The following is a 14,116-nucleotide window of genomic DNA, read 5'->3' as shown; positions in this document are numbered from 1 at the left end:
GGGAATGATGCCCAGCTTGATCTCGGGCTGGCCGAACTTGGCGTTGTCGGCGGCAATGATGAAGTCGCACATCATGGCCAGCTCGCAGCCCCCGCCCAGGGCAAAGCCGCTCACGGCCGCGATCACCGGTTTGCGGATGCTGCGAATGGCTTCCCAGTTGCGGGTGATGTAGTCGCCCTTGTACACATCGGCAAAGGTGTAGGTGGCCATGGCGCCAATGTCGGCGCCGGCGGCAAACGCTTTTTCGCTGCCGGTGACGATCATGCAGCCGATGGAATCGTCCAGGTCAAATCCTTTCAGCGCCGCGCCCAGCTCGTTCATGAGCTGGTCGTTCAGGGCGTTGAGCTGCTTGGGCCGGTTCAGGGTGACGATGCCGACGCGACCTTCGGTGCGCACCTGGATCAGTTCGGGGGTGAGGGTTTCGCTCATGGGTGTCCTTTGGGGGTGAGGCTGTGGTTGACGTGCGCGTCAACTATAGCCGGACCGTGACGCGCCGGGGATCGGGATGAACCAAGGGAAAACATTAACCGACTCATCGGTCGGTTAATGGTAAATTGGCGGAAAACACCACCACCAGTGCCGCACAACGGCGGCCCGAGGAGACATCTGCCCATGAACGCCCCCGCTGCAGGCACGACCGTACGCTATGAAGAGCGCGGCGCCGTTGCCCTGGTCACCCTGAACCGGCCCGAAGCCCTGAACAGTTTCACCCGCCAGATGCACCGCGACCTGTGGTCCGTGCTCGACCGGGCAGAAGCCAATCCCCATATTCGCGCCCTGGTGCTCACCGGCGCGGGGCGTGGCTTTTGTGCTGGGGCCGATCTGGCCGAGTTTGACTTCGAGCCCGGCCCCGACCTGGTGCAGCGGGCCGACCCCGGTCCCGTCATCGATCAGGCCTTCAACCCCACGGCACGGCGCATCCAATCGCTGCGCATGCCCGTGATCGCCGCGGTGAACGGTGTGGCCGCCGGCGCCGGTGCTTCGCTGGCCATGACCTGCGACATCGCCATCGCCGCCCCTGGCGCCAGCTTCATTCAGGCCTTCAGCAAAATCGGCTTGATCCCGGACGCGGGCGGCAGCTGGTTTCTGGTGGAGCGGCTGGGCCTGGCCCGTGCCATGGCGCTGGCCATGACGGGCGACAAGCTGCCCGCCGCGCAAGCCAAAGAGTGGGGAATGATCTGGGACGTGCAAGACGATCCGCTGGCGGCCGCCTTGGCCATGGCCGAAAAACTGGCCACCATGCCCACCCAGGCGCTGGTGGCCACACGCGCCTTGCTGCGCGACGCGGGAAAGCGCACGCTCAACGAGCAGCTGGACGTGGAGCGTGACACGCAGTCGGCGCTGGGCCGAACGCACGACTACATCGAAGGCGTGATGGCCTTCCGGCAGAAGCGCCCGGCGCAATTCAAGGGGGCATGAGATGACGCCACAAGAACGGGCCGCGAAGGTCGGCGAAGCCATGTTTGCCGCCGACGTGGCAGCCCGCGAAACCATGGGCATTGAAATCGTGAGCGTGGCGCCGGGCCGCGCTGTGCTGCGCATGGCGGTGAAGCCGCTGCACCTGAACGGCCACAAGATCTGCCACGGCGGCTTCATCTTCACCCTGGCCGACACCACCTTTGCCTACGCCTGCAACAGCTACAACAAGAACGCGGTGGCGGCGGGCTGCAGCATCGAATTCCTCAAGCCCGGGCAGGACGGTGACGTGCTCACCTGCGAAGGGGTGGAGCAGGTGCTGCAGGGCCGCCACGGTATTTACGACATGAAGGTCAGCAACCAAAAGGGCGAAGTGATCGCGATGTTCCGGGGCAAAAGCGCGGTGATCCCCGGCCAAGTTTTTCCTGAAGAGGTGCCTGCATGAGCCACTTGCCACTTGAACCCATCGAAAAGGCCAGCATCGACGAACTGCGCGGCCTGCAGCTCAAGCGCCTGCAGGCCACGCTGCGCCATGCCTACCAAAACTCGCCGGTGTACCGCGCCAAGTTTGACGCGGCCGGTGTGCACCCGGACGACTGCCGCAGCCTGGCCGACCTGGGCAAGTTTCCGTTCACCACCAAACACGACCTGCGCGACAGCTACCCGTTTGGCATGTTTGCCGTGCCGCGTGAGCAGTGCGCCCGCATCCATGCCAGCAGCGGCACCACCGGCAAGCCCACGGTGGTGGGCTACACGCTCAAAGACATCGACACCTGGGCCACCGTCGTGGCGCGCTCCATCCGCGCCGGCGGCGCCCGGCCGGGCGACATGGTGCATGTGAGCTACGGCTACGGCCTGTTCACCGGGGGCCTGGGCGCGCACTACGGTGCTGAAAAACTGGGCCTCACGGTGGTGCCGTTTGGCGGCGGCCAAACCGAGCGCCAGGTGCAACTGATGCAGGACTTCAAGCCCACCATCATCATGGTGACGCCGAGCTACATGTTGGCCATTGCCGACGAATTTGAGCGCCTGGGCCTGGACCCGCGCGAGAGCAGCCTGCGCCTGGGCATTTTTGGCGCCGAGCCCTGGACCAACGACATGCGCACCGCCATTGAAGCCCGCATGGGCATGGACGCGGTGGACATTTACGGCCTGTCGGAAGTGATGGGCCCGGGCGTGGCCAGCGAATGCGTGGAAACCAAAGACGGCCCCACCATCTGGGAAGACCACTTTTTCCCCGAGATCATCCACCCCGAAACCGGCGAACCGGTGGCCGACGGCGAAATGGGCGAACTGGTGTTCACCAGCCTGACCAAAGAAGCGCTGCCCATCATCCGCTACCGCACGCGCGACCTGACCCGCCTGCTGCCGGGTACGGCGCGCACCATGCGCCGCATGGAAAAGATCACCGGCCGCAGCGACGACATGATGATCGTGCGCGGCGTGAACGTGTTCCCGACGCAGATTGAAGAACTCATTTTGAAGCGCCCTGAACTGAGCGCGCACTACCAGTGCGTGCTGAGCCGCGAAGGCCCCATGGACAACCTGACGGTGGTGGTGGAAACCCGCCCCGGTCTGGCGCCCGACAGCATTGAAGCGCGCGCCGCCGCCACGCTGTTGCAGCATGAGGTGAAGGTGTTTGTGGGCAGCAGTGTGGAAGTGAGCCTGAAGTCCGAAGGCGGCGTGGAGCGCAGCCAGGGCAAGGCCAAGCGCGTGGTGGACTTGCGCCCGCGCTGAGAGCCACCCATGTCCCACGATGCATCGACTTCCTGGGCGACCATGTCAAGCATCCAGAGCGTTTTTGACGACCAGGCTGCCACTGCCTTGCGCCTGCGGGTTTCAAGCGCCGAGGAAAGGATTGCAAAAATCAGGAAATTGCGTGACGCGGTGTTGGCGCATACCGAGGCACTTTACGAGGCCGCCTACGCCGACTTCAAGAAACCCAAAGGGGAAGTGGATCTGGCAGAAATTTTGCCCGTGTGTGCCGAAGCCAACGATGCCATGGCACACCTGAAGAAATGGATGAAGCCCAGAGGCGTGTGGCCCACTCTGCTGACGGCCGGGACGAGCGCTCAGGTGCAATACATGCCACGCGGGCGCTGTCTCATTATTTCGCCCTGGAACTACCCGGTGAACCTCACCTTCGGACCGCTGATTTCAGCCCTCGCAGCGGGCAACACGGCCATCATCAAGCCGTCCGAGATGACCCCCCATTTGTCGGCGCTGATGTCCAAAATCGTGCGCGAAACATTTCCTGCAAACGAAGTGGCCCTTTTTGAGGGTGAGGTGGATGTGGCGCAAGCGCTGTTGAATCTGCCGTTTGACCACATCTTTTTCACCGGCAGCCCAGCCATTGGCAAGGTGGTGATGGCCGCTGCTGCAAAACACTTGACCAGCGTCACACTGGAGTTGGGTGGCAAGAGTCCAACGGTGATCGACGCCAGCGCCAACATCCCGTTGGCGGCGCAAAACACCATGTGGGCCAAGTTTGCCAACGCGGGCCAGACCTGCATTGCGCCCGACCATGTCTATGTGCATGAGAGCGTGAAGGAGGCGTGGGTCAACCATTGCCGGGCGATACTTGAAAAAGCCTATGGCAAGACCTTGGAAGCGCAGCAGAAAAGCCCGCACCTCGCGCACATGGTCAATGCACGCCATACCGCGCGCGTCAAGGGATTGCTGGACGAAGCCTGCGCGCTGGGCGCCCGTGTCCTGATCGGTGGCGGTGTGGCTGAGGCCGACTGCTTTGTCGCGCCCACGTTGCTCGAAAGCATCCCCGAACATGCGCGCATCATGCAAGAAGAAATTTTTGGCCCGCTGTTGCCCGTGATGGTGTTTAAGAACCTCGATGACGTGATCGCCAAGATCAACGCCGCGCCCCATCCATTGGCTTTGTACATCTACAGCACGAGCAGCGACAACATTCAACGCCTGTTGCAGCAGACGGCGTCGGGCGGCGCCTGCGTGAACCATGCGCTGGTGCATTTTTTGCACGGCCGGTTGCCTTTCGGCGGTGTCAAAAACTCTGGCTTGGGCCATGCGCACGGGCATTATGGTTTCAAGGCGTTCAGCCACGAAAAAGCGGTGGTTCGCACGCAGTTTTCAATGGCCACGCGATGGTTCTCTGCCGGTGAAGTGCCGCCATTTGTGCGCCGTTTTTTGAAGTCAGCCTTCAAGTGGATGTGAGCCAGAAGCGGCAGGCGAGGCCGTTGTCTGTCCACAGGCACGCACCGGTGAAAGAAAACCAACAATAGGCGCGTCAGCCTTGGGTGTGTGAGCCGGCGTCAGTATCGGGCGGGTTCAGCCAGTTTCCCAGCCGGGGCGCATCGGCCACGGTCAGGCGCACGGTCTGGCTTTCGGTGGGCCAGTCCAGCGGGCAGCGCAGCAGGCGTTTGTCGCGCGACACCAGCGCCACCAGTTCGGTGCGTTGCCCACGCAGCATCAGCAGCTCGTCGAGCTTGTGGATGCGCCAGGCTTCAGCGGGTTCGCCGCGCTGGGCAGCGGGCAGTTCCACCCCCAGCCATTCGTCGCCCGCCGCCAGGCCTGCCGCCTCGGCGGCACCGCCACGCAGCACGGTCTTGATGGTCAGGCTGCCCGACTCGCCGACGCGCAAGCCCAGTTGCTGGGCCAGCGGCGCTTTGTCGTGGTGCAGCTTGGCGCCCTGGTTTTGCAGCAGGTCGTGGGTGGGCAGGTCGTCGGTGCTGTGTACCCAGGCGGCCAGTTCGGCATCAAACGGGCGTTTGCCCAGCTTTTTGAGCGCGCGCAGCAGATCGGCTTCGCGCATGGGGCCGCCCTTGCAGCGCTGCCAGAGTTCGCGCATCACCGCGTCCAGCGTGGTGTGGCCTTCGGTGCGCAGGGTCAGGTCCAGGCACAGCGCCACCAGCGCGCCCTTGGTGTAGTAGCTCACCGTGGCGTTGGGCGTGTTTTCACCGATGCGGTAGTACTTCACCCAGGCATCAAAACTGGCCTGCGCCACGCTTTGCAGGTGGCGCCCAGGCGTTTGCAGCACCTGGTTGATGGTTTTGGCCAGCAGTTGCAAGTAGGTGGTGTCGTCGATGAGGCCCGCACGGCGCAGAAACAGGTCGTCGTAGTAGCTGGTGAAACCTTCAAAAAACCACAGCAGTTCGGTGTAGTTTTCCTGGGTGTAGTCGTAGCGTGCGAACTCGGACGGGCGCAAGCGCTTGACGTTCCAGGTGTGAAAGTACTCGTGGCTGATCAGCCCGAGCAGCGTGGTGTAGCCGTCGGTCGCCTTGAGCGCGGCGGGCTTGGTGGTTGGTGTGTTCAGGCGCGGCAGGTCGGCACGCTGGCAAATGAGGGCCGTGGAGTTGCGGTGTTCCAGCCCGCCGTAGCCGTCGGCGCTGGCGTGCATCATGAACACATAGCGCTCAAAAGGCGGGGCTTCATCGCCGTGCCAGAAGGCGATTTGTTCTTCGCAAATGCGGCGTGTGTCGTCCAGCAGTCGCTCACCGTCGAGCCAGGCACCCGTGCCGCTGACCACGAAGCGGTGCGGCACGCCGCCGGCGGTGAAGCTGCCGCTCCAGAAGCGGCCCATTTCGACCGGGCAGTCGGCCAGCTCGTCGTAGTGTTGGGCACGGTAGTGGCCAAAGCCGTCGCTGTCCACGTTGTGCGGTTCCAGGCCCGTGGCCACCTGCCAACCGGCGGTGGCTGGGCTGGACACCAGTTCCAGCGCGTGCGGCTGGTCTTCTTGCCCCAGCACCTGCAGACACAGGCTGGTGGGGTTGAAGAAGCCGCGTGTGGTGTCCAGAAAAGCGGTGCGCACCGAGGCATCGAGCGCGTACACGGCGTACCGCAGTTCCAGCGGCTGGCCGGGCACCGCAGCGGCTTGCCAGCGGTGTTTGTCGAGCTGCTTGAGGGCAACCGGTTGCCCGCCCTGTGTGGCGCTCAGGCCTTGCAGGTGTTGAGAAAACTCGCGCACCAGGTAGCTGCCGGGAATCCACACCGGCAGGCTCACCCGCTGGTTGTGGGCGGGCTGCTCAATGCGCAGGGTGACGGCAAACAGGTGGGCCTGCGCGCTGTGTACCGCCACCGTGTAATGCAGCCCGGTAGGCGCTGGGGCTTGGCGGACAGGCCGGCTGGCGCCGACCTTGGGGGTTTTGCGTGCGGTGCTCATAAAGCGCCTGCGCCCACAAAGCAGCTCAGCGCGGCCACGCCAGACAGGCGAAAGCGCAGCGTGAGCCACTGCTGCAGGCCCGCCTGCGCATAGAGCGTGCGGTCGACCAAATAGCACAACACCAGCACAAAACCCAGCCAGGCCAGACCGGCAAACGGCGGCATGAGCAGCCCCGGCCACGCCAGCAGCGAGGGCACCACGCCCCAGAGCAGGTGCTTGCGTTGGGCGTGGTGGGGTGGCTCGCCGTGTGTGGCGGCGTGGCGGGCGGCCAGCCAGGCAATGCCCCAGTGCACACCGCCCATGAAGGATGCGATCAGCGCCGCATAGCCGGCCAGCGCAATGGCCACCCAGGCTTGCAGTTCGGTGTTCACCAGCCAGAGCAGGGCGGCCAGCAACACAAAGGGAATGAGCCCGGCGTGCCCCAGGGTGCGGGCCAGGGCGGTGTCGTCGGGGTCGTGCAGAACGGGGTGGGCGGTGGCAGCGTTCATGGCGAGGGGTTGGGACGTGGCTTCAGGGCTTGGCTTCGGTCAGAAACTTTTCAATACGGGCCACATCGATGGCACCGGGCACGCGCGTGCCGTCGGCAAAGATGACGGTGGGTGTGCCGGTGATGCGGGATTTTTTGCCAAATTCGACGTTGCGGGCCATGGCGCTTGCGTCGCAGCTGGCGGTGGCTGGCGTCACGTCGCGCACCATCCAGTCGAGGTAAGCCTTGCCCTTGTCCTTGGAACACCAGATGTTGCGCGACTTCTCGGTCGAATCGGCGCTCAAGATCGGGTACAGGAACAGATGCACGGTGACGTTGTCGATCTTGGCCAGGTCGCGTTCCAAGCGCTTGCAGTAGCCGCAGTTCGGGTCGCTGAACACGGCCATCTTGCGCTTGCCGTTGCCACGCACGATGGTGAAGGCGTCTTTGATTGGCAGGTCTTTGTAGGCAATGGCGCTGAGCTTGTCCAGCCGCTGTTCGGTCAGGTCCAGCCGGGCTTGGGTATCGATCAGCGAGCCCTGGATCAGGAAGTCGCCTTTTTCGTCGGTGTAGAAGATCTCGCTCTGGTTGACGCGCACCTCGTACAGGCCCGGCATGGGCGTTTTGCTCACTTCGTCGATCTTGGGCAGGTTGGGCAGGCGCTCGGCCAGGTTTTTGCGAATAGTGGCTTCCTGGGCCACGGCGCCCAGGGACAGGGCGGCCAGCAGGGTGAGCAAGAGGATTTTGATGGGTTTCATGGCGGTGCCCGGGTTGGGGCCAGTGGGATGAATTTTGAAAAAACCGGCGGTGTCAGCCGCTGATGCCGGAAGCCTGCCGGGCGATCCAGGTCTTGAGCGCACCGCTGCGTTCAAACCCCTTCATGCCCCAGTTGCGCAAAGCCTGGATGCGGCTGTCGGCGTGGGAGAACAGGCCAAACAGCCCGTCGGTCACCCAGCCCATGGCGGCCACGTCGGCCTGCCGCGCACGCTCATAACGCCGCAGCAGCTTCAGATCGCCCAGCTCACGCCAGTACTCGCGCTCGTGCAGCACCCGCGCCAGCTCAGCCACATCGGCCAGGCCCACGTTGAGTCCCTGGCCCGCCAGCGGGTGCATGGCGTGGGCTGCGTCACCCGCCAGGGCCACACCGCCACCGCCCAGTTCCGGGCGCAGGCGGGCGATCCAGCGGCGGGCTCGCGACAGCTCCAGCGGCCAGGCCTGCGCCGGGCTTTGCAGTTGCATGGCGCCCAGCACCGCTGCACAGCGCGTTTGCACCGCTTCGGCCAGGGCCTCGGCGGGTGCGGCCAGCCAGGCATCGGCCTGCTGCGTGGGGAGTGACCACACCAGCGCCACCGAGTTCCCTTGCGCGCCACCCAGCGGCAGCAAAGCCATGATCTCGCCGTTGTGAAACCACTGCCGGGCCACGCCGCCGTGCGGTAGCGCGCAGGTCAGCCGGGCGGCCAGGGCTTTGTGCGGGTAGGGTCGCACATCAAATTCGAGGCCCAGTTCGTCGCGGGTGCGGCTGCGCTTGCCTTCGCACACCACCGTGAGCGCGGCGGGCGGGGCTGTGGTGCAGCATTCAATGCCGCTTTGAAAACCCACCGCATCGGCCAGGCGGCGCTCCAGCGCGGGCACGTCCACGATCCAGGTCAGCGCGTCGGCTCCCAGGCCGCGGGCTGAAAACTGCACCTCACCGCCGTCGTCGCCCCAAACCTGCATGGCGCTCACGGGGGTGATGGCCGGTGCATCGGTGCGGGCCGGCGCCGCTGCGGCTTCGGGCCAGGCCCGCACCGACTGCAGCAGAGCGCGCGACGCGGCGTTCAAGGCGTAGGCGCGCACGTCGGTGCCGCTGGCCAGGGGCGCCGGGCTGACCAGTGCCACGCGCAGGCGCTCGCGCGCCAGCAGCAGGGCGAGGGTCTGGCCCACCACGCCGCCGCCGCGGATGGTGACGTCGAATCGGCGACGGGCCGAGGAGCCGGGAGGAAATGAGGACATGGCTGGATTTTAGGGTGACACCGAATAAGCCCACGGGCGCGTGTGCACGGCGCGGGGCTTGGGCATCGTGGCCTTCAGAGCAAGGCACAATCTTTGGCCTTGACCCGCCCGACGGATCCACGGCCCGCGCCGAACAGGCTTGGCGGTGGGCGCCTGCTGACCACCTTTCTGGAGCACCCATGAGCCCATCCTTCTCCACCCACGACGTACAGGCCACCATCGACCAGCTGTGGGTGTACCCCGTCAAATCGTGCGCAGGCGTGGCCGTGCCCGACGCCGAGCTGACCCCCACCGGTTTGGCCTACGACCGCACCTGGATGGTGGTAGACAGCGCCGGCGAATTCGTCAGCCAGCGCGAACTGCCGCGCATGGCACTCATCCAGCCCACTTTCAAAATGGGGCAACTGGTGCTGCGCGCTCCCGGCATGTTGGCCCTGCACCTGGCGCTGGACGCGGCCGAGTCGCCACTGAGCGTGCGGGTGTGGGACGATGCGGTGGCCGCCTACGACATGGGCGACGTGGCCGCGCAGTGGTTCAGCGACTTTCTGGGCCCCGATGCGCCCACCGGCCTGAAGCGCCTGCGCCTGGCCCGCTTTGACCCCGCCGTGCGCCGCCTGTGCAGTCCGAAATGGACCGGCGGGCGCGAAGCCACGACCCAGTTTGCCGATGGTTTTGGTTTGCTGGTGGCCAGCACCGCGTCGTTGGCCGAACTCAACGAACGCCTGGTTGCGGCAGGTCATGCGCCGGTGGATATGCGGCGTTTTCGCCCCAACATCGTGCTGGCCGGTCTGGAAGCGCACGACGAAGACCGCCTGGGGCCGCTGCACATCACCACCGCCGATGGCGAAGCCGTGATTGAAACGGTGAAGCCCTGTGCGCGCTGCCCCATACCCAACATCGACCCGGTCACCGCCACCTCGTCGCCTGCCGTGGGCGACACTTTGCAAGGCTACCGGCAAGATGCCCGCCTGAACGGAGCGGTCACCTTCGGCATGAACGCCATCGTGCTGCAGGGTGACGGGCGGGTGCTGCGCGTGGGGCAGATGGTGCAGGCCGACTGGGTGTTTGCCTGAAGCCGAACATCCGTCACGGTGGGCCAAGCCCCCGTATCGCTTCAAGATGAAGCGTTGGCCTTCACGTGGCGACAACCCGTTTGCCGTGCACCCCACTTTTTGCAGCATCCGACGCTGGATCGCCTGTTCAATACCGCAGGTTCCCCTCGGCATCTATGATCGCCAGTTCCACATAGTTTGAGCCATTGTGGGATTGGGGTGAGTATTGGGCGATGAACCGCCCAAATGCGATTTCACCCGCTCCTTCCATTGCCTGGATGAAGCTGGCGGTGTTCAGGTCGCGGCCTGCTCGCTTGAGTCCTTCAACGAGCAGACGGGCATGTACGAAGCCCTCAAATTGCGACGCTGAGGGTGGGGTATTGGGCGATTTGGCGGCATGCAGCTTCAGGTATTCCGCCACCACCGGTACGGTACCGTTGCGCAGCGATGGCATGATTTGCGCCAGGATGATGCCGCGCGCCTTCTCTTTCAGCTCGCGCTGAACACCGTCGAGACTGACCACCGAGAAGCCGTAGAAGACAGGTCGCGAAGCGGTTGCCTGCACGGCCTTGACGTAGTTGGTGAACGTCAGTCCGGCGGTGCCGACGATCACGGCCTGCGGGTTGGCCTGCTCGGTGGCCGCAGCGGCGGCCGCGAAATCGGGTGCAGCCGGATCGACCTTGATCTCCGCCACCAAGGGCAGATTTTCTGAAGCAGAAGACTTCTTGACCTCAGCCAGCAAGGTCTTGCCAAACCCGTCGTCTTGATAGAAAAAAGCGACCCGCTTCACACCCATCTGCTTGAGTTGCGAGAGCATGCGCGTTGACTCATTGGCGTAGCCGGCGCGCACGTGAAACACGTAGGGATTGAAGTTGTCACGCAGCGCCGAGGCGCCTGTGACCGGACCAAACAGAATGGTCTTCGATTCCTTCAGCATCGGCAGCACGGCGGCCGTATGCGCGGTGCCGGTGCTGTTGAAGATCATGAACACGTTGTGCTCGTTCTGCAGTTTTCGGGTGTTCTCGACAGCGCGCTGTAGGTTGAAGCCGTCATCGATGGTGACGTAGCTGATCTTTCGACCGTGTATGCCACCGCTTGCGTTGATTGCGTCAAACAACAGGCGCGAACCTTCACCGTATTGCACGGTTTGCGGCCCGAGCGGCCCCGAGAGCACGGCCGATGCACCCAGTTTTATTTCGGTGGGCGTGACGCCCGCATCATTGGCGTGTACTGCGGCTGAAATCAACCAGCCACACGCAAGCATTGCCCAACGAACCATCTTGTTATTCCTTTGTGTTGTCTCCGGAGGTTGGGTAGTATGGTTATATTTGGTAATTAAAACAAGGCACTTCGATGGGGGTTTTCCCGTGGTCCCGGCACCGGCCAGATGTGTGGATGCAAAGGGCGATTTCGCCGTTCAAAAGAGATCAGCGATTGCGGTCTTGGTCCGTTCGGCCGCACGGACCTGCTGGTTGGGATGGATCGCTGCGAAGGTGCCGGTCTTGGCCATAGGCGTCTGGGCGGCGGAGGCGCATCGCCTGCAACGGGTGGTGAAAAGAGCCACTTCACCCTTTGTCTTCTCGCGAGTGATTTATAAAAGTGCCCTTCATTTCACGATGCACGATGCCAGCCGCGAAGCCCATGACCGACGCGATACCCACGCTGCTGCGGGCGTGAACTGCTGGGTGTGCGGCAATCACACCGTCACCGTCTTCCCGTTCACCCCAAGGTCATCGCAGGCGATATGTTCCAGCGCTATTGCGATGCTCTGACCCATTCCGGTCTGTGGTCAACGTGGTTCTTTGTGCCTTTCTGGGTTCCGTATGCCGCCCAAGGTGCCCGCGCGGATTCGGCGGTTGGTCGCTTGGGCGTCACTGGGATGGCGCAACCCGCGACAAAGCCGATGTTCAGCAGGTTTTGCAAACCGTTTTGGAGCCATTCCAGTTGCTCAGCGGCCCGCTCAGGTCTGTGCCGCGGCGCAGCGCGGTCATTTCGGCCACGATGCTCAGGGCAATTTCGGGTGGGGTGAGGGCGCCCAGGTTCAGGCCCACCGGGCCGTGCAGCCGGGCGGCCTCTTCGGGGCTCACGTCAAATTCCAGCAGGCGCTCGCGGCGCTTCGCGTTGTTGTGCTGGGAACCCAGCGCGCCCACATAAAACGCGGGGGTGCGCAGCGCTTCCATCAGCGCCAGGTCGTCCAGTTTTGGGTCGTGGGTGACGGCCACCACCGCGCTGTGGTGGTCCAGGTTCATGGCCAGCACCAGGTCGTCGGGCATCGCGGTGGACAGCGTCACGCCGGCCATGGCGTCCCAGCCTTCGTGGTATTCGGTGCGGGGCTCGCACACCGTCACCAGGTAATCCAGCATCACGGCCATGCTGGCCAGGTAGCGCGAGAGCTGGCCGCCCCCAATGATGAGCAGGCGCAAACGCGGGCCGTGCACGGTGCCCAGGGTGGCGCCGTCAAACGCCACGCGGTCGCCCTCGGTGGCGGCCTCCAGCCGCACCAGGCCGGTTTGCATGTCCAGGCGGCGCTGCACGCGGCGGCGCCCTTCAATGGCCACCAGCAGCTCGCGCAGTTGCGACTGCGGCCCCAGCTGCTCCAGCACGATCTGCACCGTGCCGCCGCAGGGCAGGCCAAAGCGGCGCGCGGCTTCGGCGGTTTCGCCGTAGGTGGTGACCTCGGGTTTGCGCAGGGCCAGCTCGCCCCGGTTCACGCGGCCCATCAGGTCGTCTTCAATGCAGCCGCCCGACACGGAGCCAGCCACCTGGCCGTCGTCGCGGATGACCATGAGCGAGCCCGGCGGGCGCGGGGCCGAGCCCCAGGTGCGCACCACCGTGCCCAGCACCACGCGGTGGCCACGGCCTTGCCAGTCCAGCGCGGTGCGAATCACGTCGATGTCGATGCGCTGCATCAGGTGGGCGCCTCGGTCCAGTCGGCGGGCCAGCGCAGGTGGTGGCCAGTGCGTGCGGCGAGGGTTTTGATGTCTTCTGGCGTGTCTATGTCGGTGCGGTAGTGTGCGTTGGGGCTGTTCCAGCGGTGCACTTGTTCGGGGTGTTCGTTCCGCCACTGTGGACCGCCCATCCCCGCGTCGGCGGCCAGAATCTGTTGTCGCACTTCGCCGCTGAACATCACCGGGTTGCCGGGCAGGCCGTCTACTTCGGGTTGCACCCAGTGCGTGCCAGCGGGCCTGTGGGTGTAGGCGCACATCAGGTCGGTGATGTCGTGCGAGGTGATGAGCGGCTGATCGGCCAGTGCCACCAAGACCGCGTCCACGGTGGATGGCAACGCCTGCAAGCCGATGCGCAGCGACGACACCGGGTCGGGGCCCGGGTTGGGGTTGTGCGCGAAGTTCACGCCAAGCGGGTGAAGCGCACGCGCGATGTGCGCTGCATGGTGACCGAGCACCACCACCAACGGGTGCACCCCGGCTGCCACGAGCGCTTTGATTTGCTGCTCAATCAGCGTCATTCCGTTCAACTCCAGCAGGCTTTTGGGCCGGTTGCCCATACGCGAACCCGAGCCCGCAGCCAGCACAATGGCGCTTGCGCTCAAAGCCCCCATCTTGTTCATCAACGCTCTCCTGGCAGGTCTGAATGGGTGCCACCTTGCGCAAAGGGTAGCGCAAGGTGGCCCATCGCATACACTTTATGGTTGTTTTTCGAGGTAATCCATGAGTCTCCAATGCGGCATCGTGGGCCTGCCCAACGTCGGCAAGTCCACCCTTTTCAACGCGCTGACCAAAGCCGGCATCGCAGCTGAAAACTATCCTTTTTGCACCATCGAGCCCAACACCGGCGTGGTGGAAGTGCCCGATCCGCGCCTGCAGCAGCTCGCCGAGATCATCTCGCCCGAGCGCATCGTGCCGGCTATCGTGGAGTTTGTGGACATTGCCGGCCTGGTGGCCGGTGCCAGCACGGGCGAGGGCCTGGGCAACAAGTTTCTGGCCCACATCCGTGAGACCGACGCCATCGTCAACGTGGTGCGCTGCTTTGAAGACGACAACGTGATCCACGTGTCCAACAAGGTGGACCCGATCGCCGACATTGAGGTCATTCAGACCG

General features: G+C 64.4%; 15 protein-coding genes. 7 read left to right on the top strand and 8 right to left on the bottom strand.

Features of this window, described 5'->3' with window-relative positions; translation table 11 throughout:
• Positions 1 to 429: enoyl-CoA hydratase-related protein (locus tag Q7J58_RS01240; RefSeq protein ID WP_304822268.1), on the bottom strand; the 429-nt coding region annotated here is incomplete at its 3' end.
• 183 nt (positions 430 to 612) lie between these two features.
• Here Q7J58_RS01240 and Q7J58_RS01235 point away from each other — a divergent pair.
• The 4 genes from Q7J58_RS01235 to Q7J58_RS01220 are packed head-to-tail and all read left to right on the top strand — an operon-like array spanning position 613 to position 4,602.
• On the top strand, positions 613 to 1,419 hold the full coding sequence (locus Q7J58_RS01235; RefSeq protein WP_304822266.1) for an enoyl-CoA hydratase-related protein: 807 nt from the start codon (positions 613 to 615) through the stop codon (positions 1,417 to 1,419).
• A gap of 1 nt (position 1,420) precedes the next feature.
• Positions 1,421 to 1,861, top strand: coding sequence for a hydroxyphenylacetyl-CoA thioesterase PaaI (gene paaI / locus Q7J58_RS01230; protein WP_304822263.1), 441 nt, complete (start codon positions 1,421 to 1,423; stop codon positions 1,859 to 1,861).
• Positions 1,858 to 3,153 carry a phenylacetate--CoA ligase PaaK gene (gene paaK, locus Q7J58_RS01225; RefSeq protein WP_304822260.1) on the top strand — a complete coding sequence of 432 codons (1,296 nt, stop codon included), beginning with the start codon at positions 1,858 to 1,860 and terminating at the stop codon, positions 3,151 to 3,153. The genes paaI and paaK overlap by 4 nt, the downstream gene beginning before the upstream one ends.
• A 9-nt stretch (positions 3,154 to 3,162) precedes the next feature.
• A complete protein-coding gene (locus Q7J58_RS01220; protein ID WP_304822257.1) occupies positions 3,163 to 4,602 on the top strand; it encodes an aldehyde dehydrogenase family protein in 1,440 nt (479 codons plus the stop codon).
• A 73-nt stretch (positions 4,603 to 4,675) separates the two neighbouring features.
• Here the strand turns inward: Q7J58_RS01220 and Q7J58_RS01215 are convergent, their stop codons facing one another.
• From Q7J58_RS01215 to Q7J58_RS01200, 4 genes are read right to left on the bottom strand one after another with little or no spacing between them, the layout of a single operon-like run.
• The gene (locus Q7J58_RS01215) at positions 4,676 to 6,547 is read right to left on the bottom strand and encodes a peptidase M61 (RefSeq protein WP_304822254.1); all 1,872 of its coding nucleotides are present in this window, start codon (positions 6,545 to 6,547) and stop codon (positions 4,676 to 4,678) included.
• Positions 6,544 to 7,035, bottom strand: a complete 492-nt coding sequence (locus Q7J58_RS01210) for a DUF3429 domain-containing protein (protein ID WP_304822251.1) — start codon at positions 7,033 to 7,035, stop codon at positions 6,544 to 6,546. The genes Q7J58_RS01215 and Q7J58_RS01210 overlap by 4 nt, the downstream gene beginning before the upstream one ends.
• Positions 7,036 to 7,057: 22 nt before the next feature.
• Positions 7,058 to 7,771 carry a DsbC family protein gene (locus Q7J58_RS01205; protein ID WP_304822248.1) on the bottom strand — a complete coding sequence of 238 codons (714 nt, stop codon included), beginning with the start codon at positions 7,769 to 7,771 and terminating at the stop codon, positions 7,058 to 7,060.
• A 52-nt stretch (positions 7,772 to 7,823) separates the two neighbouring features.
• Entirely contained in the window at positions 7,824 to 9,005 is a 1,182-nt protein-coding gene (locus Q7J58_RS01200; protein WP_304822246.1) for an FAD-dependent monooxygenase, read from the bottom strand.
• Positions 9,006 to 9,184: 179 nt separating this feature from the next.
• On the opposite strand from Q7J58_RS01200, the gene Q7J58_RS01195 reads away from it, so the two are divergent.
• Positions 9,185 to 10,078: an MOSC N-terminal beta barrel domain-containing protein gene (locus tag Q7J58_RS01195; RefSeq protein ID WP_304822244.1), complete on the top strand. Its 894-nt coding sequence runs from the start codon at positions 9,185 to 9,187 to the stop codon at positions 10,076 to 10,078.
• A gap of 127 nt (positions 10,079 to 10,205) precedes the next feature.
• Here the strand turns inward: Q7J58_RS01195 and Q7J58_RS01190 are convergent, their stop codons facing one another.
• A complete protein-coding gene (locus tag Q7J58_RS01190) occupies positions 10,206 to 11,336 on the bottom strand; it encodes an ABC transporter substrate-binding protein (RefSeq protein ID WP_304822241.1) in 1,131 nt (376 codons plus the stop codon).
• A gap of 193 nt (positions 11,337 to 11,529) precedes the next feature.
• Between Q7J58_RS01190 and Q7J58_RS01185 the strand changes: the two genes are divergently transcribed.
• The gene (locus Q7J58_RS01185) at positions 11,530 to 11,829 is read left to right on the top strand and encodes a hypothetical protein (protein WP_304822238.1); all 300 of its coding nucleotides are present in this window, start codon (positions 11,530 to 11,532) and stop codon (positions 11,827 to 11,829) included.
• 135 nt (positions 11,830 to 11,964) lie between these two features.
• Here Q7J58_RS01185 and Q7J58_RS01180 read toward each other — a convergent pair whose 3' ends face one another.
• Together Q7J58_RS01180 and Q7J58_RS01175 are read right to left on the bottom strand one after the other, a co-directional pair.
• Positions 11,965 to 12,966 carry an XdhC family protein gene (locus tag Q7J58_RS01180; protein WP_304822235.1) on the bottom strand — a complete coding sequence of 334 codons (1,002 nt, stop codon included), beginning with the start codon at positions 12,964 to 12,966 and terminating at the stop codon, positions 11,965 to 11,967.
• Positions 12,966 to 13,625 (bottom strand): nucleotidyltransferase family protein, encoded by a 660-nt coding sequence (locus Q7J58_RS01175; protein ID WP_304822232.1) that lies wholly within the window; start codon positions 13,623 to 13,625, stop codon positions 12,966 to 12,968. The genes Q7J58_RS01180 and Q7J58_RS01175 overlap by 1 nt, the downstream gene beginning before the upstream one ends.
• A 100-nt stretch (positions 13,626 to 13,725) precedes the next feature.
• On the opposite strand from Q7J58_RS01175, the gene Q7J58_RS01170 reads away from it, so the two are divergent.
• On the top strand, positions 13,726 to 14,116 hold a 391-nt coding region (locus Q7J58_RS01170), incomplete at its 3' end, for a GTPase (protein WP_304822230.1).

This window comes from Hydrogenophaga sp., assembly GCF_030656115.1.
GTDB lineage: Bacteria > Pseudomonadota > Gammaproteobacteria > Burkholderiales > Burkholderiaceae_C > Hydrogenophaga.
Note: the sequence above shows the minus strand (reverse complement) of the source record. Positions and strands in the feature narration are given on the sequence as shown.

What these genes read in the sequence shown, in the direction of transcription:
- Q7J58_RS01235 (WP_304822266.1), top strand. Translation starts at nt 613, where the DNA reads ATGAACGCCCCCGCTGCAGGCACGACCGTACGCTATGAAGAGCGCGGC.
- paaI (WP_304822263.1), top strand. Translation starts at nt 1,421, where the DNA reads ATGACGCCACAAGAACGGGCCGCGAAGGTCGGCGAAGCCATGTTTGCC.
- paaK (WP_304822260.1), top strand. Translation starts at nt 1,858, where the DNA reads ATGAGCCACTTGCCACTTGAACCCATCGAAAAGGCCAGCATCGACGAA.
- Q7J58_RS01220 (WP_304822257.1), top strand. Translation starts at nt 3,163, where the DNA reads ATGTCCCACGATGCATCGACTTCCTGGGCGACCATGTCAAGCATCCAG.
- Q7J58_RS01215 (WP_304822254.1), bottom strand. Translation starts at nt 6,547, where the DNA reads ATGAGCACCGCACGCAAAACCCCCAAGGTCGGCGCCAGCCGGCCTGTC.
- Q7J58_RS01210 (WP_304822251.1), bottom strand. Translation starts at nt 7,035, where the DNA reads ATGAACGCTGCCACCGCCCACCCCGTTCTGCACGACCCCGACGACACC.
- Q7J58_RS01205 (WP_304822248.1), bottom strand. Translation starts at nt 7,771, where the DNA reads ATGAAACCCATCAAAATCCTCTTGCTCACCCTGCTGGCCGCCCTGTCC.
- Q7J58_RS01200 (WP_304822246.1), bottom strand. Translation starts at nt 9,005, where the DNA reads ATGTCCTCATTTCCTCCCGGCTCCTCGGCCCGTCGCCGATTCGACGTC.
- Q7J58_RS01195 (WP_304822244.1), top strand. Translation starts at nt 9,185, where the DNA reads ATGAGCCCATCCTTCTCCACCCACGACGTACAGGCCACCATCGACCAG.
- Q7J58_RS01190 (WP_304822241.1), bottom strand. Translation starts at nt 11,336, where the DNA reads ATGGTTCGTTGGGCAATGCTTGCGTGTGGCTGGTTGATTTCAGCCGCA.
- Q7J58_RS01180 (WP_304822235.1), bottom strand. Translation starts at nt 12,966, where the DNA reads ATGCAGCGCATCGACATCGACGTGATTCGCACCGCGCTGGACTGGCAA.
- Q7J58_RS01175 (WP_304822232.1), bottom strand. Translation starts at nt 13,625, where the DNA reads ATGAACAAGATGGGGGCTTTGAGCGCAAGCGCCATTGTGCTGGCTGCG.